Source organism: Empedobacter sp. UBA5924, from assembly GCF_002431085.1.
Taxonomy (GTDB): domain Bacteria; phylum Bacteroidota; class Bacteroidia; order Flavobacteriales; family Weeksellaceae; genus Empedobacter; species Empedobacter falsenii_B.
This window is the reverse complement of sequence record NZ_DJDM01000025.1, coordinates 33,409-57,350: the sequence shown is the minus strand read 5'-3', so window position 1 is coordinate 57,350 and position 23,942 is coordinate 33,409. Positions and strand designations below refer to the sequence as shown.

General features: G+C 31.8%; 30 protein-coding genes and 1 pseudogene. 16 read left to right on the top strand and 15 right to left on the bottom strand.

All coding sequences use genetic code 11. The features are described from left to right. Nucleotides 1–112: 112 nt before the first annotated feature. The 9 genes from B3792_RS07055 (at nucleotide 113) to B3792_RS07015 (ending at nucleotide 8,561) form a co-directional block, all read left to right on the top strand. Nucleotides 113–769: a hypothetical protein gene (locus tag B3792_RS07055; RefSeq protein WP_286495869.1), complete on the top strand. Its 657-nt coding sequence runs from the start codon at nucleotides 113–115 to the stop codon at nucleotides 767–769. A 111-nt stretch (nucleotides 770–880) separates the two neighbouring features. After that, nucleotides 881–1,852, top strand: a complete 972-nt coding sequence (gene trpS / locus B3792_RS07050) for a tryptophan--tRNA ligase (protein ID WP_286495867.1) — start codon at nucleotides 881–883, stop codon at nucleotides 1,850–1,852. A gap of 119 nt (nucleotides 1,853–1,971) precedes the next feature. After that, nucleotides 1,972–2,301: a HesB/IscA family protein gene (locus tag B3792_RS07045; protein WP_291047513.1), complete on the top strand. Its 330-nt coding sequence runs from the start codon at nucleotides 1,972–1,974 to the stop codon at nucleotides 2,299–2,301. 1 nt (nucleotide 2,302) lies between these two features. Next, complete coding sequence (locus B3792_RS07040) at nucleotides 2,303–3,157, top strand: hypothetical protein (protein WP_291069208.1); 855 nt, start codon at nucleotides 2,303–2,305, stop codon at nucleotides 3,155–3,157. A 4-nt stretch (nucleotides 3,158–3,161) separates the two neighbouring features. Then, nucleotides 3,162–4,619: a Fe-S cluster assembly protein SufB gene (gene sufB, locus B3792_RS07035; RefSeq protein ID WP_114999857.1), complete on the top strand. Its 1,458-nt coding sequence runs from the start codon at nucleotides 3,162–3,164 to the stop codon at nucleotides 4,617–4,619. A 44-nt stretch (nucleotides 4,620–4,663) separates the two neighbouring features. Beyond that, nucleotides 4,664–5,008, top strand: coding sequence for a four helix bundle protein (locus B3792_RS07030; protein ID WP_219035200.1), 345 nt, complete (start codon nucleotides 4,664–4,666; stop codon nucleotides 5,006–5,008). A gap of 39 nt (nucleotides 5,009–5,047) precedes the next feature. Then, nucleotides 5,048–5,803 carry a Fe-S cluster assembly ATPase SufC gene (sufC, locus tag B3792_RS07025; RefSeq protein WP_219035199.1) on the top strand — a complete coding sequence of 252 codons (756 nt, stop codon included), beginning with the start codon at nucleotides 5,048–5,050 and terminating at the stop codon, nucleotides 5,801–5,803. 78 nt (nucleotides 5,804–5,881) lie between these two features. Then, nucleotides 5,882–7,201, top strand: a complete 1,320-nt coding sequence (gene sufD / locus B3792_RS07020) for a Fe-S cluster assembly protein SufD (protein WP_219035198.1) — start codon at nucleotides 5,882–5,884, stop codon at nucleotides 7,199–7,201. A 136-nt stretch (nucleotides 7,202–7,337) separates the two neighbouring features. Further along, a complete protein-coding gene (locus B3792_RS07015) occupies nucleotides 7,338–8,561 on the top strand; it encodes an aminotransferase class V-fold PLP-dependent enzyme (RefSeq protein WP_257468255.1) in 1,224 nt (407 codons plus the stop codon). A 77-nt stretch (nucleotides 8,562–8,638) separates the two neighbouring features. Here the strand turns inward: B3792_RS07015 and B3792_RS07010 are convergent, their stop codons facing one another. From B3792_RS07010 to B3792_RS07000, 3 genes are all read right to left on the bottom strand, one after another. Then, a complete protein-coding gene (locus tag B3792_RS07010) occupies nucleotides 8,639–8,965 on the bottom strand; it encodes a single-stranded DNA-binding protein (protein WP_125349072.1) in 327 nt (108 codons plus the stop codon). An 80-nt stretch (nucleotides 8,966–9,045) separates the two neighbouring features. After that, nucleotides 9,046–9,429 carry a DUF3037 domain-containing protein gene (locus B3792_RS07005; protein ID WP_125349073.1) on the bottom strand — a complete coding sequence of 128 codons (384 nt, stop codon included), beginning with the start codon at nucleotides 9,427–9,429 and terminating at the stop codon, nucleotides 9,046–9,048. Continuing rightward, nucleotides 9,407–10,198 carry a HipA family kinase gene (locus tag B3792_RS07000; RefSeq protein ID WP_219035197.1) on the bottom strand — a complete coding sequence of 264 codons (792 nt, stop codon included), beginning with the start codon at nucleotides 10,196–10,198 and terminating at the stop codon, nucleotides 9,407–9,409. Before B3792_RS07000 ends, B3792_RS07005 begins: the two co-directional genes overlap by 23 nt. 109 nt (nucleotides 10,199–10,307) lie before the next feature. Between B3792_RS07000 and B3792_RS06995 the strand changes: the two genes are divergently transcribed. Continuing rightward, a complete protein-coding gene (locus tag B3792_RS06995) occupies nucleotides 10,308–10,955 on the top strand; it encodes a SanA/YdcF family protein (RefSeq protein WP_286495865.1) in 648 nt (215 codons plus the stop codon). Between the two features lie 38 nt (nucleotides 10,956–10,993). Here the strand turns inward: B3792_RS06995 and B3792_RS06990 are convergent, their stop codons facing one another. From B3792_RS06990 to B3792_RS06980, 3 genes are all read right to left on the bottom strand, one after another. Further along, on the bottom strand, nucleotides 10,994–11,524 hold the full coding sequence (locus B3792_RS06990; protein WP_219035195.1) for an adenine phosphoribosyltransferase: 531 nt from the start codon (nucleotides 11,522–11,524) through the stop codon (nucleotides 10,994–10,996). Nucleotides 11,525–11,617: 93 nt separating this feature from the next. Continuing rightward, nucleotides 11,618–12,046 carry an acyl-CoA thioesterase gene (locus B3792_RS06985; protein ID WP_125349076.1) on the bottom strand — a complete coding sequence of 143 codons (429 nt, stop codon included), beginning with the start codon at nucleotides 12,044–12,046 and terminating at the stop codon, nucleotides 11,618–11,620. A gap of 84 nt (nucleotides 12,047–12,130) precedes the next feature. After that, on the bottom strand, nucleotides 12,131–12,391 hold the full coding sequence (locus B3792_RS06980; RefSeq protein WP_038333588.1) for a hypothetical protein: 261 nt from the start codon (nucleotides 12,389–12,391) through the stop codon (nucleotides 12,131–12,133). A gap of 255 nt (nucleotides 12,392–12,646) precedes the next feature. Between B3792_RS06980 and dnaA the strand changes: the two genes are divergently transcribed. The 3 genes from dnaA to B3792_RS06965 are packed head-to-tail and all read left to right on the top strand — an operon-like array spanning nucleotide 12,647 to nucleotide 15,256. Further along, nucleotides 12,647–14,074, top strand: coding sequence for a chromosomal replication initiator protein DnaA (gene dnaA, locus B3792_RS06975; protein ID WP_286495871.1), 1,428 nt, complete (start codon nucleotides 12,647–12,649; stop codon nucleotides 14,072–14,074). Between the two features lie 18 nt (nucleotides 14,075–14,092). After that, on the top strand, nucleotides 14,093–14,539 hold the full coding sequence (locus tag B3792_RS06970; protein WP_219034670.1) for a low molecular weight protein-tyrosine-phosphatase: 447 nt from the start codon (nucleotides 14,093–14,095) through the stop codon (nucleotides 14,537–14,539). Nucleotides 14,540–14,548: 9 nt separating this feature from the next. Continuing rightward, the gene (locus B3792_RS06965; RefSeq protein WP_286495863.1) at nucleotides 14,549–15,256 is read left to right on the top strand and encodes an SAM-dependent methyltransferase; all 708 of its coding nucleotides are present in this window, start codon (nucleotides 14,549–14,551) and stop codon (nucleotides 15,254–15,256) included. Nucleotides 15,257–15,401: 145 nt separating this feature from the next. Here the strand turns inward: B3792_RS06965 and B3792_RS06960 are convergent, their stop codons facing one another. From B3792_RS06960 to B3792_RS06950, 3 genes are all read right to left on the bottom strand, one after another. Continuing rightward, the gene (locus tag B3792_RS06960; RefSeq protein ID WP_219034672.1) at nucleotides 15,402–15,701 is read right to left on the bottom strand and encodes a type II toxin-antitoxin system RelE/ParE family toxin; all 300 of its coding nucleotides are present in this window, start codon (nucleotides 15,699–15,701) and stop codon (nucleotides 15,402–15,404) included. Then, nucleotides 15,694–15,945 carry a type II toxin-antitoxin system ParD family antitoxin gene (locus tag B3792_RS06955; protein WP_219034673.1) on the bottom strand — a complete coding sequence of 84 codons (252 nt, stop codon included), beginning with the start codon at nucleotides 15,943–15,945 and terminating at the stop codon, nucleotides 15,694–15,696. The genes B3792_RS06960 and B3792_RS06955 overlap by 8 nt, the downstream gene beginning before the upstream one ends. A gap of 81 nt (nucleotides 15,946–16,026) precedes the next feature. Next, on the bottom strand, nucleotides 16,027–16,515 hold the full coding sequence (locus B3792_RS06950; RefSeq protein ID WP_286495862.1) for a hypothetical protein: 489 nt from the start codon (nucleotides 16,513–16,515) through the stop codon (nucleotides 16,027–16,029). A gap of 114 nt (nucleotides 16,516–16,629) precedes the next feature. Here B3792_RS06950 and B3792_RS06945 point away from each other — a divergent pair, with 114 nt between their 5' ends. Next, nucleotides 16,630–17,004: a DUF962 domain-containing protein gene (locus B3792_RS06945; RefSeq protein WP_286495861.1), complete on the top strand. Its 375-nt coding sequence runs from the start codon at nucleotides 16,630–16,632 to the stop codon at nucleotides 17,002–17,004. A gap of 100 nt (nucleotides 17,005–17,104) precedes the next feature. Here the strand turns inward: B3792_RS06945 and B3792_RS06940 are convergent, their stop codons facing one another. From B3792_RS06940 to B3792_RS06920, 5 genes and pseudogenes are all read right to left on the bottom strand, one after another. Beyond that, nucleotides 17,105–17,743: an SGNH/GDSL hydrolase family protein gene (locus B3792_RS06940; protein ID WP_286495860.1), complete on the bottom strand. Its 639-nt coding sequence runs from the start codon at nucleotides 17,741–17,743 to the stop codon at nucleotides 17,105–17,107. After that, nucleotides 17,744–18,171, bottom strand: a pseudogene (locus B3792_RS06935) (SGNH/GDSL hydrolase N-terminal domain-containing protein); the annotation flags it as partial. A gap of 88 nt (nucleotides 18,172–18,259) precedes the next feature. After that, nucleotides 18,260–19,687 (bottom strand): adenylosuccinate lyase, encoded by a 1,428-nt coding sequence (gene purB, locus B3792_RS06930; RefSeq protein ID WP_125349080.1) that lies wholly within the window; start codon nucleotides 19,685–19,687, stop codon nucleotides 18,260–18,262. Nucleotides 19,688–19,708: 21 nt separating this feature from the next. Further along, nucleotides 19,709–20,563 (bottom strand): fructosamine kinase family protein, encoded by an 855-nt coding sequence (locus B3792_RS06925; protein ID WP_291047529.1) that lies wholly within the window; start codon nucleotides 20,561–20,563, stop codon nucleotides 19,709–19,711. A gap of 56 nt (nucleotides 20,564–20,619) precedes the next feature. Further along, nucleotides 20,620–21,909, bottom strand: coding sequence for an adenylosuccinate synthase (locus B3792_RS06920; RefSeq protein WP_219034680.1), 1,290 nt, complete (start codon nucleotides 21,907–21,909; stop codon nucleotides 20,620–20,622). 230 nt (nucleotides 21,910–22,139) lie between these two features. On the opposite strand from B3792_RS06920, the gene B3792_RS06915 reads away from it, so the two are divergent. Both B3792_RS06915 and B3792_RS06910 read left to right on the top strand, forming a co-directional pair. Beyond that, on the top strand, nucleotides 22,140–22,829 hold the full coding sequence (locus B3792_RS06915; protein ID WP_286495857.1) for a DsbA family oxidoreductase: 690 nt from the start codon (nucleotides 22,140–22,142) through the stop codon (nucleotides 22,827–22,829). A 60-nt stretch (nucleotides 22,830–22,889) separates the two neighbouring features. Then, complete coding sequence (locus B3792_RS06910) at nucleotides 22,890–23,243, top strand: TonB-dependent receptor domain-containing protein (RefSeq protein ID WP_185144102.1); 354 nt, start codon at nucleotides 22,890–22,892, stop codon at nucleotides 23,241–23,243. 49 nt (nucleotides 23,244–23,292) lie between these two features. Here B3792_RS06910 and B3792_RS06905 read toward each other — a convergent pair whose 3' ends face one another. Continuing rightward, nucleotides 23,293–23,910: an N-acetylmuramoyl-L-alanine amidase gene (locus B3792_RS06905; protein ID WP_125349084.1), complete on the bottom strand. Its 618-nt coding sequence runs from the start codon at nucleotides 23,908–23,910 to the stop codon at nucleotides 23,293–23,295. Nucleotides 23,911–23,942: the final 32 nt, after the last annotated feature.

Below are 23,942 nucleotides of genomic sequence, written 5' to 3'. Positions count from 1 at the left end.
ATTTAAGGTTAATGAATCTTTTTTCTTTATAGATTCATCTTTTTGCAAAAAGGTTGGTTGAGGTTTGAAAAATTTTCGAAAAAAGTTTAATTTTATTGAAAAGTAGATTTTTATGCAGCTACAAATTGATAAAAAATGCAATCAGAATTGGAACGAAATGAAGGATGCGGAGTCACAACAAAAGTTTTGTGATGTTTGTTCTAAATGTGTTCACAATTTGGACCATTATTCGTTCAAAGAATTAAAAACTTTTCTGAATGATAATCCTACCGCTTGTGTAAAAATTAAAACCAGAAATTTAGAACAATTTAATTCATACGAAGCTTCAAAATCTATTTCTAATCAATCCAAAAGATGGTTACAACTTTCTTCTTTAGTTGGATTTTTAAGCTTTTCAACTATCACAAAAGCACAAACAGAAAATGATTCGATTGTAGTGCAAGGAATTATTAATGATGGTAATGGTTTTCCAGAATATGATATTCCAGTAAATCTTAAAAATTCGAAAAATATTGTATATACAAATGAAAATGGTGAGTTTAAAATAAAGGTTCCGATTAATCAAGATTTTTATACTTTAGAATATGATAGCTATGGAATTAAAGAATTCACTTTTACAAATTCTTCTATATGTCAGAATATAAAAACTGAAACAGGAGATATTGTTTTAGGTGCTGCAGTTGTAAGTTATTATAAATCTCCAACTATTTTAAGAAAATTAAGTCGCACAATTTCTTGGCCATTTCGACAAATTGGAAAGCTTTTTTAGTGCATCCATATGTTTTTCGTCATTCTTGTCAATTAATTCAAATAAACTTCTCGTTACAATTGGTGCATTTCGTTGATTAAGTTTATCTTTGCTTCTTAAATTTTAAAACAAATGCCAAGAATACTTACAGGAGTTCAAGCTACTGGAACTCCGCACTTAGGAAATATTTTAGGAGCAATTTCTCCAGCAATCGAATTAACGGAGAAAGAAGGAAATGACTCTTTCATTTTTATTGCTGATTTACACGCTTTAACGCAAATTAAAGATGCGGAAGTGTTAAAACAAAATACGTACGAAGTGGCTGCAACTTGGCTGGCATTAGGTTTAGATCCTTCGAAAGTAGTTTTTTACCGTCAATCTGATGTGACTGAAACAACAGAATTAACATGGTATTTATTGAACTTCTTTCCATTTCAACGTCTTACTTTAGCGCATTCTTTCAAGGATAAAGCGGATTATTTAGCAGATGTAAATGCAGGATTATTTACGTATCCAATTTTGATGGCTGCGGATATTTTATTGTATGATGCTGAAGTTGTACCTGTTGGGAAAGATCAATTGCAACATTTAGAAATTACACGTAGTGTTGCCGAAAAATTCAATCACCAAATGGGAGAAACTTTTGTTTTACCACAAGCTGCAATTGATGAAAATATTATGTTGATTCCAGGAACTGATGGAAACAAAATGTCTAAATCAAGAAATAATTTTATCAATATTTTCTTACCAGAGAAACAATTGCGCAAGCAAGTAATGTCGATTGAAACGGATTCAACTCCATTAGAAGATCCTAAAAATCCAGATACAGACAATGTTTTTGCTTTATACAAATTATTGGCAACGCCAGAACAAGTAGAGGAAATGCGTCAAAATTATTTGAATGGAGGTTACGGATATGGTCATGCAAAACAGACTTTATACGAATTAATTTTAGAGAAATATGCTGATGCGCGTACTAAATTTGATGAGTTGATGAATGATAAAGTGACTTTGGATGCATTTTTAGAAAATGGTGCATTGAAAGCAAGAGATGTTGCACAAAAAGTATTGAAACGTACGCGAAACAAATTGGGATTGAAGTAATTTGATCAAATTGTAAGTTGGCGATAAATAATATAACTTAAGCGATTGTTAATATTTATATCGTTCATTATTTGAAGTCATTTTAAATAAGTATCTTTGCAATATAAAATTAGAATCAAATGATTAAGGTTTCAGAATCAGCAAAAAATAAAATAATATCACTTTTACAAGAAGAAGGAACTTCTATAGAAGAATCTTTTGTTCGCGTAGGAGTTACGAGTGGAGGATGTTCAGGTTTAAACTATAATTTAGAGTTTACGAAAGAACAAAGTGCAGAAGACAAATTGTTTGACGACAATGGTGTAAGAATTTTGGTTGACAAAAAATCATTCTTATACCTTGTTGGAATGACATTAGAATATTCAGGAGGGTTGAATGGAAAAGGTTTCGTGTTCAATAATCCAAATGCATCTCGCACGTGTGGTTGTGGAGAAAGTTTTGCAGTTTAAGATGAAAAAAATAGCTTTATTCGTTACGTTTTTGATTGGTTTTGTCGCTTTTGGACAAAATACAATTGTAGAAAAAGATTTGATGGTTTTTCAACCAACAGAATCTTCAAAAAAGTTGAATAAAGCTTATTCAGAACATATGTTTTTCGGTTTGTTTAATGTAAAACCTTTTATAAAAGCGTTAGACTTAGACGAATCAAAAATCAAAACAATTACCATTACCAATGCATCAAACAAAAAAGTTGCGTACAAAGCAAATTATGATGCGACAGGAAATCTTCTTGATTTTGAATTGACAGATGAGGTTGCAACGCCAACTAAAGTAAATTATACGTATAAAGATGGTGTAATTTCTGCCGAAACGATTGCAAGAAAAGGAAGTGAAGTAAAAACAAATCAATTCTTTTACAACCAAGAAAATATGTATGTCAAAAACGGAAATAAACTTTTTGATATCATTTGGTTAGAAGGAGATGTGATGTTGAAGAAAACCTATATGGAGCAGAAAATTGGTTTTGAAGACCGATTAATGCACGATTGTAGAATTACAAAATCATTAGGTCAAGACATAAATAAGATTTGTTATAGCAATTCGACATTTAAGGTGCCATTCAAAATAAAAGAATATACGCCAGATGTTGCACCAAAAACAGAAAGAATTAATTTGGTAGAAGGACCTTGGTCAGAAATTAAATTAATTGCTCAAAATAAATATCAGATTTCGAAAAATAATCAACCACAATTTGAGGTGATTTTAGATCAAAATCAACGATTAAAAGAATTCAAATTTTTAGGAAATAAAGCTAATAAACAGCAACCTTTACAGTTTAATTTTACCTATACATTTTATAAATAATAAGATGAGTAACACAAAATATACAGAAGACGATCTACGTGAAGATCTTGCTAGCCAAAAGCAATATGAGTTTGGTTGGACGACTGAAATGGAATATGAAGAATTCCCAGTTGGATTGAATGAAGATATCGTGCGTGCTATTTCAGCCAAAAAAGAGGAGCCTGAGTGGATGACGGAATGGCGTTTGGAAGCTTACCGCGCTTGGGTTAAAATGGAAGAACCAGAATGGGCAAACGTAACTTACGAAAAGCCAGATTTTCAGGCTATTCAGTATTATGCAGCTCCAAAACCAAAGAAAGAATTAGCAAGTTTAGACGAAGTTGATCCTGAATTATTAAAAACTTTCGAGAAATTAGGAATTTCTTTAGATGAACAAAAACGTTTGTCTGGAGTTGCGATTGATGTGGTTTTTGATTCAGTTTCAGTAAAAACAACTTTCCGCGAAACATTAGCAGAAAAAGGAATTATTTTTATGTCAATTTCGGAAGCAATTAAAGAACATCCAGAATTGGTGAAAAAATACATTGGTAAAGTAGTTCCGCCAACAGATAACTTTTATGCAGCTTTAAACTCGGCAGTTTTCTCGGACGGATCATTCTGTTATATTCCAAAAGGTGTTCGTTGTCCAATGGAATTATCAACGTATTTCCGTATCAACTCTGCAGGAACAGGACAGTTTGAGCGTACTTTATTAATTGCGGACGAAGGTGCTTATGTTTCGTATTTAGAAGGTTGTACAGCGCCAATGCGTGATGAAAACCAATTACACGCTGCTGTGGTTGAGTTAATCATTATGGATGATGCTGAGATCAAATATTCTACTGTACAAAACTGGTATCCTGGTGATGATAAAGGAAAAGGTGGAGTTTTCAACTTTGTAACAAAACGTGCAGTTTGCGAGAAAAATGCAAAAGTATCGTGGACGCAAGTTGAAACAGGTTCTGCGGTAACATGGAAATATCCATCTTGTATCTTAAAAGGAGATAATTCGGTAGGTGAGTTTTACTCAATTGCGGTAACAAATAATTATCAACAAGCGGATACAGGAACAAAAATGATTCACATCGGTAAGAATACGAAATCGACAATTATTTCGAAAGGTATTTCTGCTGGTAAATCTCAAAACTCTTACCGTGGTTTGGTGAAAGTGATGAAAAACGCTGAAGGAGCACGTAACTTCTCTCAATGTGATTCATTGTTGATGGGTAACGAGTGTGGTGCGCATACTTTCCCTTACATCGAAATCGAAAATAAATCGGCTCAATTAGAACACGAAGCAACAACTTCTAAAATTGGTGAAGATCAATTGTTCTATTGTAATCAACGTGGTATCGATACTGAAAAAGCGATTGCATTAATCGTAAACGGATTTAGCCGCGAAGTATTAGACAAATTACCAATGGAGTTTGCCGTTGAAGCGAAAAAATTATTAGAAATCTCATTAGAAGGTTCTGTAGGATAGTTATTAATAATGAGTTGATGTGATAATTTGTTAATGAGTTAATGATGGAAAAAGATAATATCATTTTAAAATTAACTTTAGAATTTTCACTATTAATTATAGAATATTGTGAAGAACTTGAATTGGATAAGAAATTTGTTATTTCAAATCAATTATTAAAATCAGGAACTTCAATAGGAGCAAATATTAGAGAAGCTCAAAACGCTGAAAGCTTGAATGATTTTATTCACAAGTTTAAGATTGCAGCAAAAGAAATTGATGAAACCAAGTATTGGTTAGAATTATGTCAATTATCTAAAAATTATCCAAATACAGAAAGTTTATCTGATAAATTGGTAAACATTTCTAAAATTGTGAATAAAATTATAAGTACATCAAAATCAAGATAATTAAAGAATTATCACATTAACTAATTTACAAATTAGATTATGTTATTAAATATAAAAGACTTACATGCTCGTATCGAAGAGCGCGAAATTTTAAAAGGTTTAAACCTTCAAATTAATCCAGGTGAAGTTCACGCGATTATGGGACCTAATGGTGCAGGAAAATCAACTTTATCTAACGTTATTACAGGTAAAGAAGATTACGAAGTAACCGATGGTGATATCGAGTTTGATAATGAATCAATCTTAGAATTAGCACCAGAAGAAAGAGCACAAAAAGGAATTTTTATGTCTTTCCAATATCCAATCGAAATTCCTGGAGTTTCTGTAACAAACTTCATCAAAACTTCTATCAACGAAACGCGTAAAGCGCAAGGTTTAGAAGAAATGGGAGCTTCTGAAATGTTGAAAGAAATTCGTGCAAAAGCTGAATTATTAGGAATCAAAAAAGATTTCTTATCTCGTTCGCTTAACGAAGGTTTCTCTGGAGGTGAGAAAAAACGTAACGAAATTTTCCAAATGTTAATGTTAAACCCAAAATTAGCCATCTTAGATGAAACTGATTCTGGTTTAGATATTGATGCTTTACGTATTGTTGCGGATGGTGTAAACGAATTCAAAAATGAAAACAATGGAGTGTTAGTAATTACACACTACCAACGTTTATTAGACTATATCGTTCCTGATTTTGTACACGTTTTAGCAGACGGAAAAATCATTAAATCTGGTGGTAAAGAATTAGCTTTAGAATTAGAAGCAAAAGGTTACGACTGGGTAAAAGAAGAAGCAGGAATCTAAACATTTTGTAAAATGTAAAATGTATTAAGTCCAAAGTACTTTTTACTTCTTACATAATACATTAATACAATATCTAAAATGATTGATTTAAAAGAAAATTTAGTTTCTCGTCATTTAGTGTTCAACGAAAAAAACAAAGTGAATAAAGAAATCGAAGGTTTACGTCAAGAAGCCATCGAAATCTTTAATCAAAAAGGTTTTCCGACACGTAAAGACGAAGAATGGAAATATACAAATCTTGCTCCTTTGTTGAAGGTGGATTACAAATTGTTCCCAGAAGACGAAGTTGCAATTGAGTACAAAGACATCAAGAAATATTTGATTAATGATATCGATACGTACACAATCGTATTCATTAATGGAAAATATTCTTCGTTTTTGTCAAATACAACACATGATGAAGCTGATATTTGTGTCTTGTCAAGCGCAATGCATAAAACAACTCATCAAGCTGTAATTGAGAATTATTACGGAAAAATTGCGAAAAAAGGTGAAAGTTTAGTTGCTTTAAATACAGCTTTTGCAAAAGATGGAGCTTACATTTATGTTCCAAATAATGTAATTTTATCTAAGCCAATTCAGATTGTTTATTTCTCAACAGGAGCTTCTCAAGAAGCGATGTATCAACCACGTAATTTGGTTGTAGTTGGAGATAATGCGCAAGTTCAAATTATCGAAAGACATCAAACATTAGACGAAAAAGCAAACTTAACAAATGTTGTTTCGGAGGTGAATGTTGGACGTAATTCTGAGATTCATTGGTACAAATTCCAAAATGATTCTAACGATGCTTCTTTAGTTGATAATACATACATCAATCAAGAAAGAGATTCTCGTGCCAATGTATTTACGTTTGCTTTTGGAGGAAAAATTGTACGTAACAATTTGAATTTCTTCCAAAATGGAGAAAATTGTAACTCTGTAATGGACGGAATTACGGTGATTGATGGAAAACAACATATCGATCATCATACATTTGTGGAGCATAATTTCCCGAATTGTGAGTCGCACGAATTGTACAAAGGAATTTATGATGAGAAAGCGCAAGGAGTTTTCAATGGTAAAATCTATGTTCACAAAGAAGCGCAAAAATTGAATGCATTCCAACAAAATAATAATGTTTTATTATCTGATGGAGCTTCAATTAATACAAAACCTCAATTAGAGATTTTTGCTGATGATGTAAAATGTTCGCACGGATGTACAGTTGGACAATTAGAAGAAGAATCTTTGTTCTATATGCAACAACGTGGTATTCCAAAGAAAGAAGCGAAAGCAATGTTATTGTATGCCTTTGCTGCAGACGCTTTGCGACATGTACAAATTCCACAAATCTCAAATCGAGTTAACTCTATAATTGCAAAAAAATTAGGAGTTAGTTTAGATTTCGAATTATAAAATATAGTTCTGAGTTATAAGTAATAAGTTTTAAGTTGAACTTATTTTGAAATATAAAGTAAGTATTTGAAACTATTTTGAATACTTACTTTTTTATTACACATCACTCATAACTCATTACTCAAAACTTAAAAAAATGTCAATAGATATTCAACAAATAAGAAGTCAATTTCCAATTTTAAATAGAGAAGTCAACGGAAAACCATTGGTTTATTTAGATAATGGTGCAACTTCTCAAAAACCGAAAGTTGTTTTAGATGTTTTGGACGAATATTACGAAAAGTACAATGCAAATGTACATCGTGGAATTCATACATTAAGTCAAGAAGCAACAGATTTGATGGAAGAATCGCGTCGTAAGATTCAGAAATTTATCAATGCGAAACACGATTACGAAATTATTTTTACGCGTGGAACGACGGAAGGAATTAATTTAGTTTCTAATTCACTTCGTAATGTTTTATCAGCCGATGATGAAATTATTATTACCGAAATCGAGCATCATTCTAATATCGTTCCTTGGCAATTGTTGTGTCAGCGAACTGGTGCTAAACTAAAATATATTCCGTTAACTGCAGAAGGTATTTTGGATATTGAGAAGTTGGATGATTTATTGACAGATAAAACCAAATTAGTTTGTGTTAATCAAGTTTCAAATGCATTAGGTGTTGTAAATCCGATCAAAACAATTATCGAAAAAGCGCATGCAAAAGGTGCTTGGGTTTTGATTGATGCGGCACAATCTGCTCCACATACTGCAATTGATGTTCAAGCAATGGATTGTGATTTCTTGGTTTTTTCTGGTCATAAAATGTACGGTCCAACTGGAATCGGTATTTTGTATGGAAAAGAAGATATTTTGAATGAATTACCACCTTTCCACGGAGGAGGAGAGATGATAAAAGATGTAACAATGGAGGTTTCAACATACGCTTGTTTACCTTTCAAATTCGAAGCTGGTACACCAGATATTGCAGGAATTATCGGACTTGGAGCTGCGGTAGATTTTATCAATTCTATTGGAATGCAAACGATTCACGATTACGAAAAAGAATTGGTAGATTATACAATTCAACGTCTATCAGAATTTGATGAAGTGGAGATTTATGCAAAAGATGCAGAACATTCTGGCGCAGTTTCTTTCAACTTAAAATTTGACGGCGTTCATTCATCTGATGTCGGAATGATTTTGGATAAAAAAGGAATTGCTGTTCGTACTGGTCATCATTGTGCACAACCAATTATGCAGCATTTCAATATTCCGGGAACGGTACGAGCTTCATTCGCTGTTTATAATACAAAAGAAGAAATAGATACATTTATTGAAGGTCTAAAAACCGCGATTCGAATGTTAGGATAATTCATATTCCAAATTTATTTTGGAATCTTATAAAATAATAAAAGGGAAACATCACTGTTTCCCTTTTATTTTAAACGCTAAAGAAGTACAATTTCATCAATTATAATTTCTGTAATCGTTTTTTGTTGACCATCTTTATCTTGATAATCTCGGTAAGTCAATTTGCCTTCTATAGCAAGTTGCTTCCCTTTTTCTACATGTTTTTCGATCACATTTACAATTGGTCCGTAAGCAACTAAATTGTGCCACGTCGTTTGCTGAACTTTCTCACCTTTGCTATTTGTGTAGCTTTCGTTCGTTGCTAGACTAAATTTTGTAAACTTCTTTTCGTTTTCTAATGTTTTAACATCAGGATTGCTACCAACATTCCCAATTAGCTGAACTTTGTTTCTTAATGTACTCATGGCGATAAATAATTTAAAATTAATGTATGACCAAATTTAAGAAAATATTTTTAAAACATTCGTTTTTAAGCGTTTAACTTTTATAAAACATGTTCTTTATATAATTGATCCAAGGTTTTATCAAGGTTTGTTGTTTTACCAGGATGCGGACGAGAACTTTGGATAGACGAACTTCTGACAGCTGTTAACCAACGAAAACGTTCAGGGGTTTCGAAATTAGATACAGCAGATTCGGGATGAATTCCTTCGGCAATTTTAGACAAAGCATTCAAATTACTGTCAATAAAATCAAGATCTAATTCGTGGCAAAAAGCATTGATTCTACTATCATTAATAAAATATTTTACTTTCAAATAATCTTCTTTTTTCGAAAATAAAATTACTCCAACATTGATAAACTCTTCGCGTTCAACTTTAGGAACCAAACGAAGAATTGCATACTCATATAAGATTTTTTCTGGCATTATTCGCTTCGTTTATAAAAAGTTCGGAATGTTGTAATCGTGTTTTGATAAATGTTTTGTAAACCGTTCTCATTTCTTCGTGAGTAGCATGTGTAACTTCTGTTTCTAACCATTCATCAGGAATCAAATCGACAATTTTATCAATGATTTCATCATTCAAAATCGCTTTAAATTCTGTATCAACTTCTTCAAGTTTTGTAGCATTTTTCAATAGAACATGGTCTTTAATTGGCGTAAAGGGTGCAAGAGCTGCTTTTTCCCAATTGTCCCACGAATGATGAAAATAATAGGAAGCACCATGATCAATCAACCACAATTCTTTGTGCCACATTAACATATTTGTATTGCGAAAAGTACGATCAACATTCGTCAAAAAAGCATCTAACCAAACAATTTGAGAAGATAATTTATCATCAATTTTCATTACAGCAGGATCATAATTGATTGCACCAGATAAATAATGCAAAGCCAAATTAGTTCCTTCGCTAAATTTTAACAAATCCTGAATTTCTTCATCAGCTTCGGATTGACCAAAATATTCGTCCAAATTTGCAAAAACTAATTCAGGAACTTTAAATCCTAAAACACGTGCAATTTCTCCTCCTAATAATTCAGAAATCAGCATGCGAGGACCATGACCAGCACCTTTAAATTTTAAAACATATTTAAAACCGTCATCTGCATCAGCTAGTGCAGGCAAAGAACCACCTTCGCGCAAAGGTTGCAAATAGCGTTCAACGGTAACTGTTCTTAACTCAATCTCATTCATTCTCTAAAATTACGATGAAAAATTTAAAATAATTTTCACATTTATAATTTTTAAATATCACTAAACTTATAGACTGTTGAATGTTAAAATTTTTTAAAACAAAAGATAGTTGAGTAAACTTGTAAAAATAGGAAGATTTGTAATGCGTAAAAGTATGTTTATCGCTGGATTAATAGCGGTTTTTACTTTGATCGTTGCATTGATTATTCAAGTTTTTACTTCGTATTACATTTACAATTATCAAGGAAATATTCCGTCAGATTATCGTGTGGCAGTTGTTTTTGGTGCAAAAGTGCAAGCTAATGGACAACCAACTCGTTTTTTGAAAGATCGTTTGGATGCTGCAATTCGACTTTACAAAGAGGATCAAGTGGATGTAATTTTACTTTCTGGAGAAAAACTTCACGAGAATTTTAATGAAATTGATGTGATGGAAAAATACTTGTTGGATAGAGGTGTCAAAATTGAAGATACTTATCTAGATGGAGCAGGTTTGGATACATATAGCACAATCTACAGAACCAAAAATATTTATCAATTTGATAAAGTGATTTTAATTTCTCAATCTTATCATCTCAAAAGAGCGCTTTTCTTAGGAAAAGTTTTCGGATTGGATTGTATTGGATATAATGCGGATAGCGGACCTTATAAAACGGAAGGTAAACAGAGTTTTAGAGAAATTTTAGCGAATATAAAAGCTTTGTTGGATATTGGTAATGAAAGAGCGCCAGAAGTGATTATAGCGCCTAAAAAATAAAAAAAACTCCGCTCAAAATTTTGAGCGGAGTTTTTAGTTTAATATTCTGTTAAAGTAACAATATCAGTTGTAAAAGATGTTAATTTATCTTTACCATGTAGGAAAGTTAAATCAACAATAAAAGAAAACTGTGTTGTTTTTCCACCACATTTTTCTACCAATTTAGCACAAGCTTCGGCAGTTCCACCAGTTGCTAAAACATCGTCGTGAATTAGAACTCGCGCACCATCTTTGATGTAATTCGAATTTACTTCGATAGTTGCTTGTCCATATTCCAAATCATAAGATTGACTAATTGTTGGAGGAGGTAATTTACCAGCTTTACGAATTAATACAAAAGGAACTTTTAATTTTTGTGCAATCTGAATTCCGTACAAAAATCCACGGCTTTCAATTCCACAAACAATATCCACTTTACCTTTTGCTTTTTCTACAAAAGCGTCTACAATTTCATTCGAAAGTTCAGAATTTAAGAACAATGGAGTAATGTCTTTGTAGACAATTCCTTCTTTTGGAAAATCGATAACGTCTACAATCGTTTGATTGATTTTTTCTTGAAGTGTTGACATTCGTTTTTAATCATGTTTTGTTAAGGAACAAATTTAATGAGAAATCATTTGCAAGAATTTGTTTTAACGAATAATTAATGATTCTAAATAATATTATAAACCTAAACTTGTCCAAATACGTTCTGGAATACGAACAGGACGACGAGTTTCGGCATCAATACAACATAAAATAGTGTATCCTTGATTAATTATTTTTCCCACTTCATTATATATATTGTAATCAAATCGAATGCGAACACCTTTGTCACGCTCATGAACTGTTGTTTCAATTTCGATTAATTCATCGTACAAAGCGCTACCAATATATTTTGTATGCATTTCAATAATTGGCATCTGAATTCCCATTGCTTCCAATTCAGCATAAGGAAAACCACGTTTGCGCATCAATTCTACACGACCAATTTCATAAAACTCAGGATAATTTCCATAATAAACCACTTTCATTTGATCGGTGTGTTTATATAGAATACGAGTTTTGGTGCGAAAAACATTTAATTGTTCGGTTTCTTCTATCTTCTCCATAATTTTCTAAAACATCATTTTAATCTTCAAAAGTAGAGAACAAAAAAAAGACTTTATCATTAATTATATAAAAAATGAAAAAGTCTATTCAGTAATTTTTTTGTAATCCATCCAACTAAAAGAAGTTTGCGAAGAATCTTTTTGCTCTTCTTTTAAGAAATCATATTGAATTTGAATAATTGTTTTGAAAGTAGGATTTGCTATTTCATAATAAAAAGTCCTTACATTTTTTTCTTCACCTTGTTCAATTCGTAAAAGAGAAAAATTATTTTTGATGCCCAAATCATTTAAATGATTTTCTACTTTGATAATTGCGAAGTCAATTTTTTCTTGTGTAATTTCCATAGTGATACAAAAATAAGAATTAATAGTTTTATAAGCCAAAATATGTCCGAAAAGATTATCTTTGCAGTATTTTTATTTTATCTAAAACTACTTATTGATTATTTTTAATTATACAAAGTATTTTTTAATATATCAATACCTAAATCATTTTTTTTATTCAAAATTTGTTCACAATTTTGTAGAGAAGGGTTGATGAAAATTTAACATTGACTTTCAGTATTTTACATTAAAACTTAAGCACTTTTGGACAATATTATGACGATAACTGCAAATTCTGTGTGGGAAAAATGCTTGTCTTTTATAAAAGACAACATTGCAGAAGATGCCTTCAATACTTGGTTTGTACCGATACGTCCGGGCAAACTAAATAATAATGTTTTAACAATACAAGTACCAAGTAAATTTTTTTACGAATGGTTAGAGGAGCATTATATCAAAATTTTAAAAAGTGCCTTACAAAAAGAATTAGGTTCTGATGCAAAATTGGTATACAGTATTTTGATGGATCAAAAGTCGCAAGGACGTGAGCCATTCACGGTACGTATTCCAAGTTCGAACAAAGAAAAACCTCGCCCACAAGAGGTAGAAGCGCCAATTAATTTGCAAGCTGGTAAAATGATGAATCCTTTCGTTATTCCAGGATTGCAAAAATTAAAAATTGATTCGCAATTAAATCATAATTATACATTCAATAATTTTATCGAAGGAGAATCAAACCGATTAGCACGTGCGGCTGGTCGTGCGATTGCCAAACGCCCAGGAGGAACTTCGTTCAATCCACTATTCATCTATGGTGGAGTAGGGTTAGGAAAAACTCATTTGGTGCATGCGATAGGTTTAGAAGTAAAAGATTTACACCCAGAGAAAACTGTTTTGTATGTTTCAACTGAGAAATTTACACAACAATTTATTGAAGCTGTAAAAAATAATAATCAAAATGATTTCATTCACTTTTATCAAATGATTGATGTTTTGATTATGGATGATATTCAGTTTTTATCTGGAAAAGCAAAAACGCAAGAAGTTTTTTTCCATATATTTAACCATTTACATCAAAGAGGAAATCAGATTATTTTGACTTCGGATAAATCTCCAGCAGATATTCAAGATATGGAAGATCGATTAATTTCTCGTTTCAAATGGGGATTATCAGCCGATTTGCAAAACCCTGATTACAATACACGTCTTTCAATTTTGAAACAAAAATTAGAAAACGATGGTATCGAATTTCCTGATGAAGTAATGGATTATATCGCACAAAATATTGATACAAATGTGCGTGAATTAGAAGGTTCATTAAACTCAATCATTGCGCAAGCAACGTTGAATAAACGTGAAATTACCTTAGATTTAACATCACGTACGTTATCTAAATTAGTACAAACAGCTCGCAAAGAAATCTCGATTGATTACATTCAGAAAACAGTTTGTGAATACTTTAAAGTGAAGATTGAAGATATTCAGTCAAAAACACGTAAACGTGATGTCGTACAAGCGCGTCAATTAGCAATGTATTTTGCAAAACAATATACAAAAGCGTCTTTGGCAAGTATTGGAACACAAATCGGTAAACGTGATCACGCAACAGTTTTACACGCTTGTAAAACAGTGAAAAATTTACAAGAAACGGACAAGCAATTTCGTGGTTATATTGAAGATATTTCACGTAAAATTTCAGATTAATCTATAAATATTTTTTCAATGAAAATTTTGATGGTTTGTTTAGGTAATATTTGTCGTTCTCCGTTGGCAGAAGGAATTTTACAATCAAAGGTTGGCGACAATCATTTGGTAGATTCTGCTGGTACGGGTGATTGGCATGTTGGTGAACAACCAGATAGACGCTCGGTTGCGGTTGCTAAAAAATATGGTGTTGATATTTCTGATCAACGTGCAATGCATTTCAATCCAATTTTTTTCGATGAGTTTGATTTAATCTTTGCAATGGATAAACAAAATTTAATTAATTTGCAACAATTAGCTCGAAGCGAAGAGGAGCAAAGTAAAATCAAATTGATCTTGAAAGATGGAATAGGGCAAACGCAAAATGTTCCTGATCCTTACTACGATGGAGAAGATGCTTTCGAGCATGTTTATCAATTATTAGATGAAGCCACAGACGGAATCATCAAAAAATATAATCTTTAAAATTATACAATGAAAACGGCTAAAGTTTATTTGATTCCTTCACTTTTAGGTGAAAGCGAACACAGTAGAGTATTGCCTTTATACAATCTTGACATTATTCGAGCAATTGATACGTTTGTGGTAGAAAACGAAAAATCTGCACGTAAATTTATCAAACAAGTTTGCCCCGAAAAAGTTCAAGCCGATTTAGATATTTACATTCTAAACAAAGATACAGAGCCAGAAGAAATGTTAGATTTGATCAAATTATTTGATCAAAACAAAACGATCGGAATTATTTCCGAAGCTGGTTTGCCTGCGGTTGCAGATCCGGGTGCGCAGTTGGTAAAAGTTGCGCAACAGAAACGCATCCAGGTAGTTCCTTTGGTTGGTCCATCGTCGATTTTGTTGGCGTTAATGGCTTCTGGAATGAATGGTCAAAACTTTGCTTTTCACGGTTATTTACCAATCGATAAAACAGAACGTAAAAAGAAATTAGCGCATTTGGAAGCTGAAAGCGCGAAAACGGGAATTGCTCAAATTTTTATGGAAACGCCTTATCGTAACAATCAAATGGTAGACGATTTAACGAAGATTCTTCGTGCCGAAACCAAGATTTGTGTCGCGTGCCACATTACATTAGAGGACGAAGATATCCGCACGTTATCGATCAAAGAGTGGAAAAATGAAAAGTATGATTTTCATAAACGTCCTGCTATTTTTGTGATGCAAGCTTAAAATTTTATAATATAGATCAACACTTCGTGTTGCTTTTCACGAGTCGTTTATCCAAAGTAAATAAAATAGCCAACTTGAAAAAGTTGGCTTTCTCGTATAATCGTTTTTTGCGGTGAAAATAGTTGAAGTGAGAAAATTAAAAAGTTTATTCTTTTATACGATTCTTCAAATCCATTTCCGCACCGAGAATTCTTGTTATTTCAATTTCATCTTTAGTTAGAATTCTATAAAAGATAATGTGTTGATTGGCTAAAAATCCGTAAAGTTCAGAATTAATCTCACTATAATTTCTTCCAATCATGGGGTTTTCGGCTAATAACTGACAAAAATTGATTAGTTCTTCATAATATTTATCCGCTTGATTCTGTGACCACAATTCAAACGTATATTCATATATTTTCGAAAGATCTTCAACAGCTTTATTTGTCAAGAAATACTTAGCCATTATTTTTTATTTTGGCTTTCAAAGTTTCGAGGTGTTTTTTTGCATCAAAATCCTCTGCAATTCCACTATCTATACCTTCTTGTATCGAATTTTTCAATAACTGAATTTTATCTTCTTCTTCTTCCAAAAGTCTCAAACCAGCTCTAATAACCTCACTTGCATTTTTGTATCTTCCTTGAGAGACTTTTGTATCAACAAATTCTTCAAAATAATTTCCCAAAGAAACAGATGTATTTCGTCCCATAACGTCTTATTTAGTTTAATAAAATAAAGTTACCAAATTTTGGTAACTATTGCTAATGTTTTAATATTGAATTTGTTTTATTTAGAAAATAGGTGGTATAGGATTCTCAATTTTATTTCTTTTTATATAATAAACTGTCATTAAAATGATACATAATGTAGCGATTGTAGTTATTCCGGTTAAAAAATAGTAGGTGGTTTTGTGCGTATTATAACTTAATAAAATTTTATTTTCTTTCTCTATTTGAACTATATCCAAGTTATTTTTATTAGAATTTGAAGGTGAAAAATATACTTTTACTTTGTCACCGTGACTAATATTATTATCAAGCTCTGAATAATTTTTAGTCATTTTGTATACTGCGAGATTTTGAGGATAATTAGAAAGTTTTAAAAAGAATATTTTAGAATTTTTGTTTGAATTTATAATACCTTTATTTGTTATTATACCTTCAACTTGCGAATATTTAGATAAATCTTTAGAAGCTTGATTATAAAAAATATAAGTTAGTAGGGTAAAGAGTGTGATACCAAATAGTATTGCAAATACATTTATAATTTTTGTAAACATTAATTGGATTTTGTAAGATATTTCAAGTTATATTCAAATTTACAACTATAATTTTGGTTTTAAAGTTTAATAATCAAACAAATTCAACCTATATTTAAGTTAAAATCATCCAATATGAGAAAAATAGAACAACTTTTTAGTGAATATGGAGAAAGTCATCAAAATGGAACAAACAAAACTATTCATTGGATTTGTGTTCCTTTAATCTTTTGGACGATTCTTGGTTTTATATCCTACATTCCAGCGCCGCATTTGTATGTTCAGAACTTTGGTTATATCAGTATAGCTTCAATCATTGCATTGGTTATTGTTTCAATATTTTATTTTAGATTATCGGTTGTCGTTGGTTTCATTATGATTTTTCTAATGTTGATTATGGAATATTTTATTTCGTTGTGCAATGTGCAATTCGGTACAAAATCTTGGTTAGTTTATTTGGTAGTATTTATTATCACGTGGATTTTACAATTCGTTGGACACAAAATATAAGGGAAGAAGCCAAGTTTTCTCAAAGATTTACAATTTTTGTTGGTTGGTCCTATTTGGTTGTTAGGTTTTATTTTGAGAAAAGTTGGTATAAAGTATTAATCTATTTCTTACTCAAAATTTCATTTACTTTTTTCTCAATGGCCTCTGATAATCTGCTAAAACCTAAATCATTTGGATGAATTCCGTCTGTAGAACCTTCGTTATCCGAACCAATTAAATTATCACCTTTCAATAAATACAAATCTTTTATGCCTTCTTTTATCAACGCATCGTATTGGGCTCGATAGGTTTGATTTTGTCTTGTCATATCTTCGTGAGCGATTAAATCAAATTTACTCATTGGTCGAATCAAGCTTTCTACCATCAAGATTGGTGTTTTTGGATGATATTTTCGGAGTAATTTGACGAACGGAATTGTTCTACTTTTGATCTCTTCGGGTGAACTATTTGGAACACAATCCAAGATAAACAAATCAACCCCTTGAATATCTTTGATCATTTCAGCCAATTCAATTTCAATTTTTGCACTTCCACTCAAATCAAGATTAATGAATTCATAGCCTGTTTTTCGTGTTAAAATAGAAGGATAATTCATTCCAGGACGACTTGCCGAAGCACCTTGCACAATGCTTGAACCATAAACCACGATTTTCTTTTTATACGCAATCGGTTGATTGATAAAATTAGCGGAAGCATCAATTCCTATTTTTAAATCTGTAATTTCGTTCCAAAGTGGCAAATAAAGTATGAATTCCTTTTCTGTCTTTGATAAATTCTTGACGATATCAATTCACTTTTGATATTTTGCTGATTTGGTAAAGCCGCACCTGCAAAAATCCACTTTCCGTTTTCTTTGATATACAAATCCAACCCACGCGCCATAATTCCAGTTGTATTCGCGCCCAAATAAGTAGAACGAGTTGTCCAATCCAGTTTTATTTGTGAAGTATTCGATTTGAATGTAACATATAATCCAGCGGGAGCAGTAAATAAACCTTTTACTTTTTCAGGAAGATTTGCGTATTTGTTGGTATCGATTCTATGGTAAAAAGGTGTATTATCAAAGGCTTTTCCTTGTACAGTAAATTCTTTGTTCGTGATATATTTGATTTGTCCAACTACGTGAAAAGAACAAATAAGTGCAAAAAACAGAAAGAATTTTCTCATTGGTTATAATTGATTAAAGGTTAAAATTAAAAAAAGACTTCCAATTTGGAAGTCTTTTTTTTGTTTCATGTGTTTGTCTTAAGCGTGTTTACACTTTAAGGTCTGTATGAGCGCCTAAAAGTGTTTTATTTTCTTCGATAATTGGATCAACCAAATCTTTTAAGAATTCTTCTGTTTGTTCAGAAGCAAATCCTGTAAAGTTTTTCGGATCTAATAATTCGACTAATTTCTCTTTGTCAATTTTTACATTTTCATCGGCAATGATACGTTCAATTAAATCGTTAGATTTTCCTTCCATTTTCACTTGTTTTGCAGCTTCCATAGAATGTGTACGGATAATTTCGTGTAATTCTTGACGATCTCCACCATTTTTAACACCTTCCATAATGATATATTCGGTTGCCATAAATGGTAATTCTTCCGCGATATGCTTCTCGATGATTTTAGGATAAACGACTAAACCATCTAAAATATTGTTCCAAATGATTAAAATTGCATCAATCGCTAAAAATGCTTGAGGTACTGCTAAGCGTTTGTTAGCCGAATCGTCCAACGTTCTTTCGAACCATTGAGTTGAAGCAACCATTGCAGGAGAAGTTGCTAAGGACATCACGTATTTCGCTAAAGAGGCGATACGCTCTGAACGCATAGGATTGCGTTTGTATGCCATTGCAGAAGATCCAATTTGATTTTTTTCGAAAGGTTCTTCAATCTCTTTTAAATTTTGTAATAAACGCAAGTCGTTTGTAAATTTATGTGCAGATTGTGCAATGTTTGATAATAATTCTAATGCTTGAGCATCAATTTTACGATCGTAAGTTTGTCCTGAAACTGCAAAAACATTTTTGAATCCGAAACGTTCAGATAATTTTTTGTCTAATGTTTTTACTTTTTGGTAATCTCCATCAAATAATTCTTTGAAAGAAGCCGCTGTTCCAGTTGTTCCTTTTACACCGCGAAAACGTAACGTATCTATTCTGAATTCTAATTCTTCTAAATCTAATAAAACAGATTGTAACCAAAGTGTTGCACGTTTTCCAACGGTTGTTAATTGTGCTGGTTGGAAATGCGTAAATCCTAAAGTTGGTAAATCTTTGTATTGACGCGCAAATTTTGCTAAACCATCAATCACATTGATTAATTGTCCTTTTACATGTTGAAATCCATCACGAATCTGAATCAAATCTGTGTTATCGCCAACAAAAGCCGAAGTAGCGCCTAAATGAATAATTGCTTTTGCGCTTGGTGCAACATCTCCGTACGTATGCACGTGAGCCATTACATCGTGACGAAATTTCTTTTCGTAAGCCGCAGCAACATCATAATCAATATTAGTTGCATTATTTTTTAATTCTTGAATTTGTTCGTCTGTAATATCTAATCCAAGTTCCTTTTCAATTTCTGCCAAAGCAATCCAAAGCTGTCTCCATGTTGTAAATTTTTTCTCAGGAGAAAAGATATATAGCATTTCGTCGCTACAATATCTCGATTCTAAAGGATTTTGATACTTGTTCATTGTATTTGTTTGTTTTGTTTTTTAAAATTTTTTCAAAATGGTTTGCACATCTTTCACATAATAACCTTCGAAAAGGTAAGCGTGTATCAGCAATGGAAATAATTGTGCAATTGGTAAACGCTCTTCGAAATTTGGTGCTAAAGGATTATTTTCGTGATAGGCATCAAAAAATACATCATCAAATCCTCCAAAAAGCTTTGCAATAGCCAAATCCATTTCGCGATGACCATAATAAATTGCAGGATCTATAACCGAGAATTCGCCTTTTTTGTTGGCTAAAATATTTCCATTCCAAAAATCTCCATGCAATAAAGCAGGTTTTTCTTCTGGAAATATCGAATTCAATTGTTTACATAAACTCTCTGCAGATTTTATTTGTTTTGAATTGATTAATTGTTTGTTTTGCAATAGTTTCATCATTGGCATGATGCGATTTTTTGCATAAAATTCGCTCCAAGAATCTGTTAAACTATTCGGCTGAACGACAATTGCAATGTAATTATCTTCTGACCAACCAAATTGTTTACTTGTATTTTGATGAAGTTTTGCTAAATTTTTTCCTAAGTTTTCCCAATTTACAACAGTTGGAGTAGAGGTTTCCATCCATTCTAATAATAAATATTGAAAATCTTTTCCAGCTTCGCCAACATTTACCACTTTCGGAACCGAAAATGTTTTGGTCTTTTTGATGGCTTCTAAAGCACGTGCTTCTTTCTTGAAAAGATGAGGAAAGTTGTTTGCGGAATTTACCTTTAAAAAATATTTTTTATCAAACGATTCTAATCGAAAAGCATCGTTAATATCACCACCTTTCATCGGGACGATAGAATCTATACCTAAATTCAATTGTTTTAATCGTTCTAAAATTTCGTTCATAAAAATATCTCATAAAGTTATAGCCCAACAAAAGTCAGGCTATACTATTTAATTTATTAAAATAAAGTTGTTCTAATAATGTTTTGAGAACGCTCTGGTCCAACCGAAACTAAATAAACTTCGATTCCTAAGTATTTCTCAATGTAGTGAATGTAATCTTGCGCTGTTTGCGGTAACTCATCAAAAGATTTTACGTTTGTAATATCTTCTTTCCATCCTGGTAATTCGTCGTATTGCGCTTCGTAATCAGCTAATTTAGTTGTAGAAGAAGTGAAATAATCAATGATTTTTCCGTCTTCTGTTTTGTAACCTGTACAAACTTTTACTGTATCAATATTCGACATTACATCTAATTTAGTAATTACTAAATGTGTAATTCCATTAATCATACAAGCGTGTTTCAATGCAACTAAATCTAACCAACCTGTGCGGCGTGGACGACCTGTCGACGCTCCGAATTCGTGACCAACTTGACGAATTTGTTCTCCTAATTCGTTGTCCAATTCTGTTGGGAAAGGACCGTTACCAACGCGTGTACAATATGCTTTCGAAACTCCAATCAAATTTTTCAATTTTGTAGGAGGAACTCCAGCACCAACACAAACTCCACCTGTTGTTGGAGAAGATGATGTAACGAATGGATATGTACCAAAATCGATGTCTAACATTAATGCTTGAGCACCTTCGAATAATACATTTTTACCTTCGTCAATTGCGTGGTTAATTTCTAACTCAGAATCTAAGATACGTTCTTTCAAACGCTCACCATAAGCTAAATATTTTTCGTAAATGTCTTCGAATTTTAATGGTTCTTTATTGAATAATTTTTCGAATAAAGCATTTTTAACCACTAAATTTTCTTTGATTTTTTCTGCTAAAACTTCAGGATTTAATAAATCAATTGCACGAATACCAACGCGCGCTACTTTATCCTCATAACAAGGACCAATTCCGCGTTTTGTTGTACCAATTTGACTATCTTTTCCTGCAAATTCTTCACGATATTCGTCTAACAAAATGTGATAAGGCATGATGATATGCGCTCTTCTCGAGATAAAAACGTGATCTGTAGATAAACCTTTTGCTTCTAATTGTTCAGTTTCTGCAAAAAAAGCTTCAGGATTTACTACGACACCATTCGCAATAATACATTTTCCTTTGCATTGTAAAACTCCAGAAGGTAATAAGTGTAAGACAAATTTATCATCGCCTACATATACCGTATGACCAGCGTTGTTACCACCTTGGTAGCGTACAACATAATCCGATTTTTCGGCTAATACATCTGTAATTTTTCCTTTTCCCTCGTCACCCCATTGAAGACCGACTACTACGTGTGTTGACATATTGTTTGTTCGTTATTTGATTTGGAATAAAAATGAAACTAATCATCTTTTCTTGGTTCACTGCAAAGGTAATTTAAACCTTGTCTTAAACAAATTTAAAACTCAATTTAGCACGATTATTTTTCAAGATTTTGTTAATAATTTTTCAAGATAAAATTAACCGAAAAATAACCGAATCCATTCAAATAAAAAGCGTATTTTTACAAACTTTTACACCAAAAATTTCTATAATGAAAATTGAAATCTGGTCGGATGTAATGTGTCCGTTCTGTTATATCGGAAAAAAACATTTTGAACAAGCTTTAACGCAAATTCCTTATCAAGATAAAATACAGGTTGAATGGAAAAGTTTTCAGTTAAATCCTGATTTATCAAAAACTGAAATTACTTCTGTCAATGATTATTTAATCAAAACAAAAGGAATTTCGGAAGAACAAGTTTCGGCAATGAATAATCAATTGGCTGAAATGGGAAAAGTTGTTGGAATTGATTTTCAACAACAAAATTCTAAAGTTGTCAATACGGGTGATGCTCACCGATTGATTCATTTTGCGCAAGCGAATGGAAAAGGTTCGGAAGCAGAAGAAAGACTTTTTAAAGCGTATTTTACAGAAGGTAAAAATGTAGCTGATTATGAAGTTTTGGCTGAATTGGGAGAAGAAATTGGTTTGAACAAAACCGAAGTTCTTGAAATGCTAAATTCTGATGCAAATGTTTTTGAAGTTGCTTCGGATATTTTAGATGCGCGTAATATTGGTGTTTCTGGCGTTCCGTTTTTCGTAATTGACCGTAAATATGCACTTTCTGGTGCTCAACCAGTCGAGTATTTCGTTTCTGCTTTGACACAAGCTTACGAAAAAGATCATTTGGACCAACCACAAAATGGTGCTTCTTGTGATGTAGACGGAAATTGTGATTAATACAATTTGCAAATAAATATAGAAAAGGACTTCAATTGAAGTCCTTTTTTTCGTTTTATATTGATTGATAATTTTCTAAAAATTGTACAATTTTTTCTGCTAATTGATTTTTATGAAAAGAGCTTTTCAAAGTTTTATATTCAATATCAGTCAACAGAAGATCATTCGTTCAATTTTAATTTTGGGCGAAGAATTCAACGACCAGCTTTTTGGGAATTAAATCCAAATAAATGGTATAGTAATCCTATTTCTTACACAGAAGGAAATCCTTTTATGCAACCAGCTTTTGTGTATAATTTCGAGTTAAGTTATGGATTCAAAGATTATTTACAAGCAAAAGTTTATTATCAAAATATACAAGATGATTTTGGTCAAATTGCCTTTCATCAAGAACAAGAATTGGATGGAAAATAGAGAAAAAACAAAAAATCTCAGAGCAAAATACTCTGAGATTTTTTTATGTCTAATTCTTCAATGCTTCAAAAATTTTATCTGCTATTTTAGGGTAATTACTTTCGTTTGTTAATATTTTTCGGTCATCGTCATTTGTCAAATAACCGATTTCAATCATAATAATTGGAACTTGTGAATCTCGTAATATTTTCGAATTTGTTTCAACAATTCCTAAGTTTTCAAAACCTAAAGAACTTATACTTGTTCCAATTTTTTCGCCAAGTATTTTACATTCTTCGAAAGTAGGATTCAATGGAGAAAGGTGAATTTCTGTTCCTTTTTTCGAATCTTTTACATTATAATTTGCGTGAATTGATAAAACCAAATCAGGTTTTATTTCATTAATCATTTTCGCACGACTTGTATTGATAATTTGTTCGTCACCTTTTCTCAATAATACAAAATCAATATCTGTAAAAGGATTTTTTTCTTGAATAATTTCTGCAATTTTCAGCGCAATATCTTTTTCCTGAAATTCATCTTTTTTTACGCCAGTATCTGTTCCTCCATGTCCAGCGTCCAAAAGGATTACGCGCTTTGTAGAAAGTGTTTTATTTTCGATAAAATTTGTTTGTGCAAAAAGACTTGTTGTTAAAATTAAACAAAAGATCTGTAATAGTTTTTTCATGGTTGTTCAGATTAAATTGACCAACTTTAAGC

What these genes read in the sequence shown, in the direction of transcription:
- B3792_RS06915 (WP_286495857.1), top strand. Translation starts at nt 22,140, where the DNA reads ATGAAAATTGAAATCTGGTCGGATGTAATGTGTCCGTTCTGTTATATC.
- B3792_RS06920 (WP_219034680.1), bottom strand. Translation starts at nt 21,909, where the DNA reads ATGTCAACACACGTAGTAGTCGGTCTTCAATGGGGTGACGAGGGAAAA.
- B3792_RS07000 (WP_219035197.1), bottom strand. Translation starts at nt 10,198, where the DNA reads ATGAATGAGATTGAGTTAAGAACAGTTACCGTTGAACGCTATTTGCAA.
- sufC (WP_219035199.1), top strand. Translation starts at nt 5,048, where the DNA reads ATGTTATTAAATATAAAAGACTTACATGCTCGTATCGAAGAGCGCGAA.
- B3792_RS06960 (WP_219034672.1), bottom strand. Translation starts at nt 15,701, where the DNA reads ATGGCTAAGTATTTCTTGACAAATAAAGCTGTTGAAGATCTTTCGAAA.
- B3792_RS06990 (WP_219035195.1), bottom strand. Translation starts at nt 11,524, where the DNA reads ATGTCAACACTTCAAGAAAAAATCAATCAAACGATTGTAGACGTTATC.
- B3792_RS06970 (WP_219034670.1), top strand. Translation starts at nt 14,093, where the DNA reads ATGAAAATTTTGATGGTTTGTTTAGGTAATATTTGTCGTTCTCCGTTG.
- B3792_RS07045 (WP_291047513.1), top strand. Translation starts at nt 1,972, where the DNA reads ATGATTAAGGTTTCAGAATCAGCAAAAAATAAAATAATATCACTTTTA.
- B3792_RS06955 (WP_219034673.1), bottom strand. Translation starts at nt 15,945, where the DNA reads ATGGGACGAAATACATCTGTTTCTTTGGGAAATTATTTTGAAGAATTT.
- B3792_RS06925 (WP_291047529.1), bottom strand. Translation starts at nt 20,563, where the DNA reads ATGAACGAAATTTTAGAACGATTAAAACAATTGAATTTAGGTATAGAT.
- sufD (WP_219035198.1), top strand. Translation starts at nt 5,882, where the DNA reads ATGATTGATTTAAAAGAAAATTTAGTTTCTCGTCATTTAGTGTTCAAC.
- sufB (WP_114999857.1), top strand. Translation starts at nt 3,162, where the DNA reads ATGAGTAACACAAAATATACAGAAGACGATCTACGTGAAGATCTTGCT.
- B3792_RS07015 (WP_257468255.1), top strand. Translation starts at nt 7,338, where the DNA reads ATGTCAATAGATATTCAACAAATAAGAAGTCAATTTCCAATTTTAAAT.
- B3792_RS06965 (WP_286495863.1), top strand. Translation starts at nt 14,549, where the DNA reads ATGAAAACGGCTAAAGTTTATTTGATTCCTTCACTTTTAGGTGAAAGC.
- B3792_RS07055 (WP_286495869.1), top strand. Translation starts at nt 113, where the DNA reads ATGCAGCTACAAATTGATAAAAAATGCAATCAGAATTGGAACGAAATG.
- B3792_RS06945 (WP_286495861.1), top strand. Translation starts at nt 16,630, where the DNA reads ATGAGAAAAATAGAACAACTTTTTAGTGAATATGGAGAAAGTCATCAA.
- B3792_RS07010 (WP_125349072.1), bottom strand. Translation starts at nt 8,965, where the DNA reads ATGAGTACATTAAGAAACAAAGTTCAGCTAATTGGGAATGTTGGTAGC.
- B3792_RS07005 (WP_125349073.1), bottom strand. Translation starts at nt 9,429, where the DNA reads ATGCCAGAAAAAATCTTATATGAGTATGCAATTCTTCGTTTGGTTCCT.
- B3792_RS07040 (WP_291069208.1), top strand. Translation starts at nt 2,303, where the DNA reads ATGAAAAAAATAGCTTTATTCGTTACGTTTTTGATTGGTTTTGTCGCT.
- dnaA (WP_286495871.1), top strand. Translation starts at nt 12,647, where the DNA reads ATGACGATAACTGCAAATTCTGTGTGGGAAAAATGCTTGTCTTTTATA.
- B3792_RS06950 (WP_286495862.1), bottom strand. Translation starts at nt 16,515, where the DNA reads ATGTTTACAAAAATTATAAATGTATTTGCAATACTATTTGGTATCACA.
- B3792_RS06980 (WP_038333588.1), bottom strand. Translation starts at nt 12,391, where the DNA reads ATGGAAATTACACAAGAAAAAATTGACTTCGCAATTATCAAAGTAGAA.
- B3792_RS07030 (WP_219035200.1), top strand. Translation starts at nt 4,664, where the DNA reads ATGGAAAAAGATAATATCATTTTAAAATTAACTTTAGAATTTTCACTA.
- B3792_RS06985 (WP_125349076.1), bottom strand. Translation starts at nt 12,046, where the DNA reads ATGGAGAAGATAGAAGAAACCGAACAATTAAATGTTTTTCGCACCAAA.
- trpS (WP_286495867.1), top strand. Translation starts at nt 881, where the DNA reads ATGCCAAGAATACTTACAGGAGTTCAAGCTACTGGAACTCCGCACTTA.
- purB (WP_125349080.1), bottom strand. Translation starts at nt 19,687, where the DNA reads ATGAACAAGTATCAAAATCCTTTAGAATCGAGATATTGTAGCGACGAA.
- B3792_RS06905 (WP_125349084.1), bottom strand. Translation starts at nt 23,910, where the DNA reads ATGAAAAAACTATTACAGATCTTTTGTTTAATTTTAACAACAAGTCTT.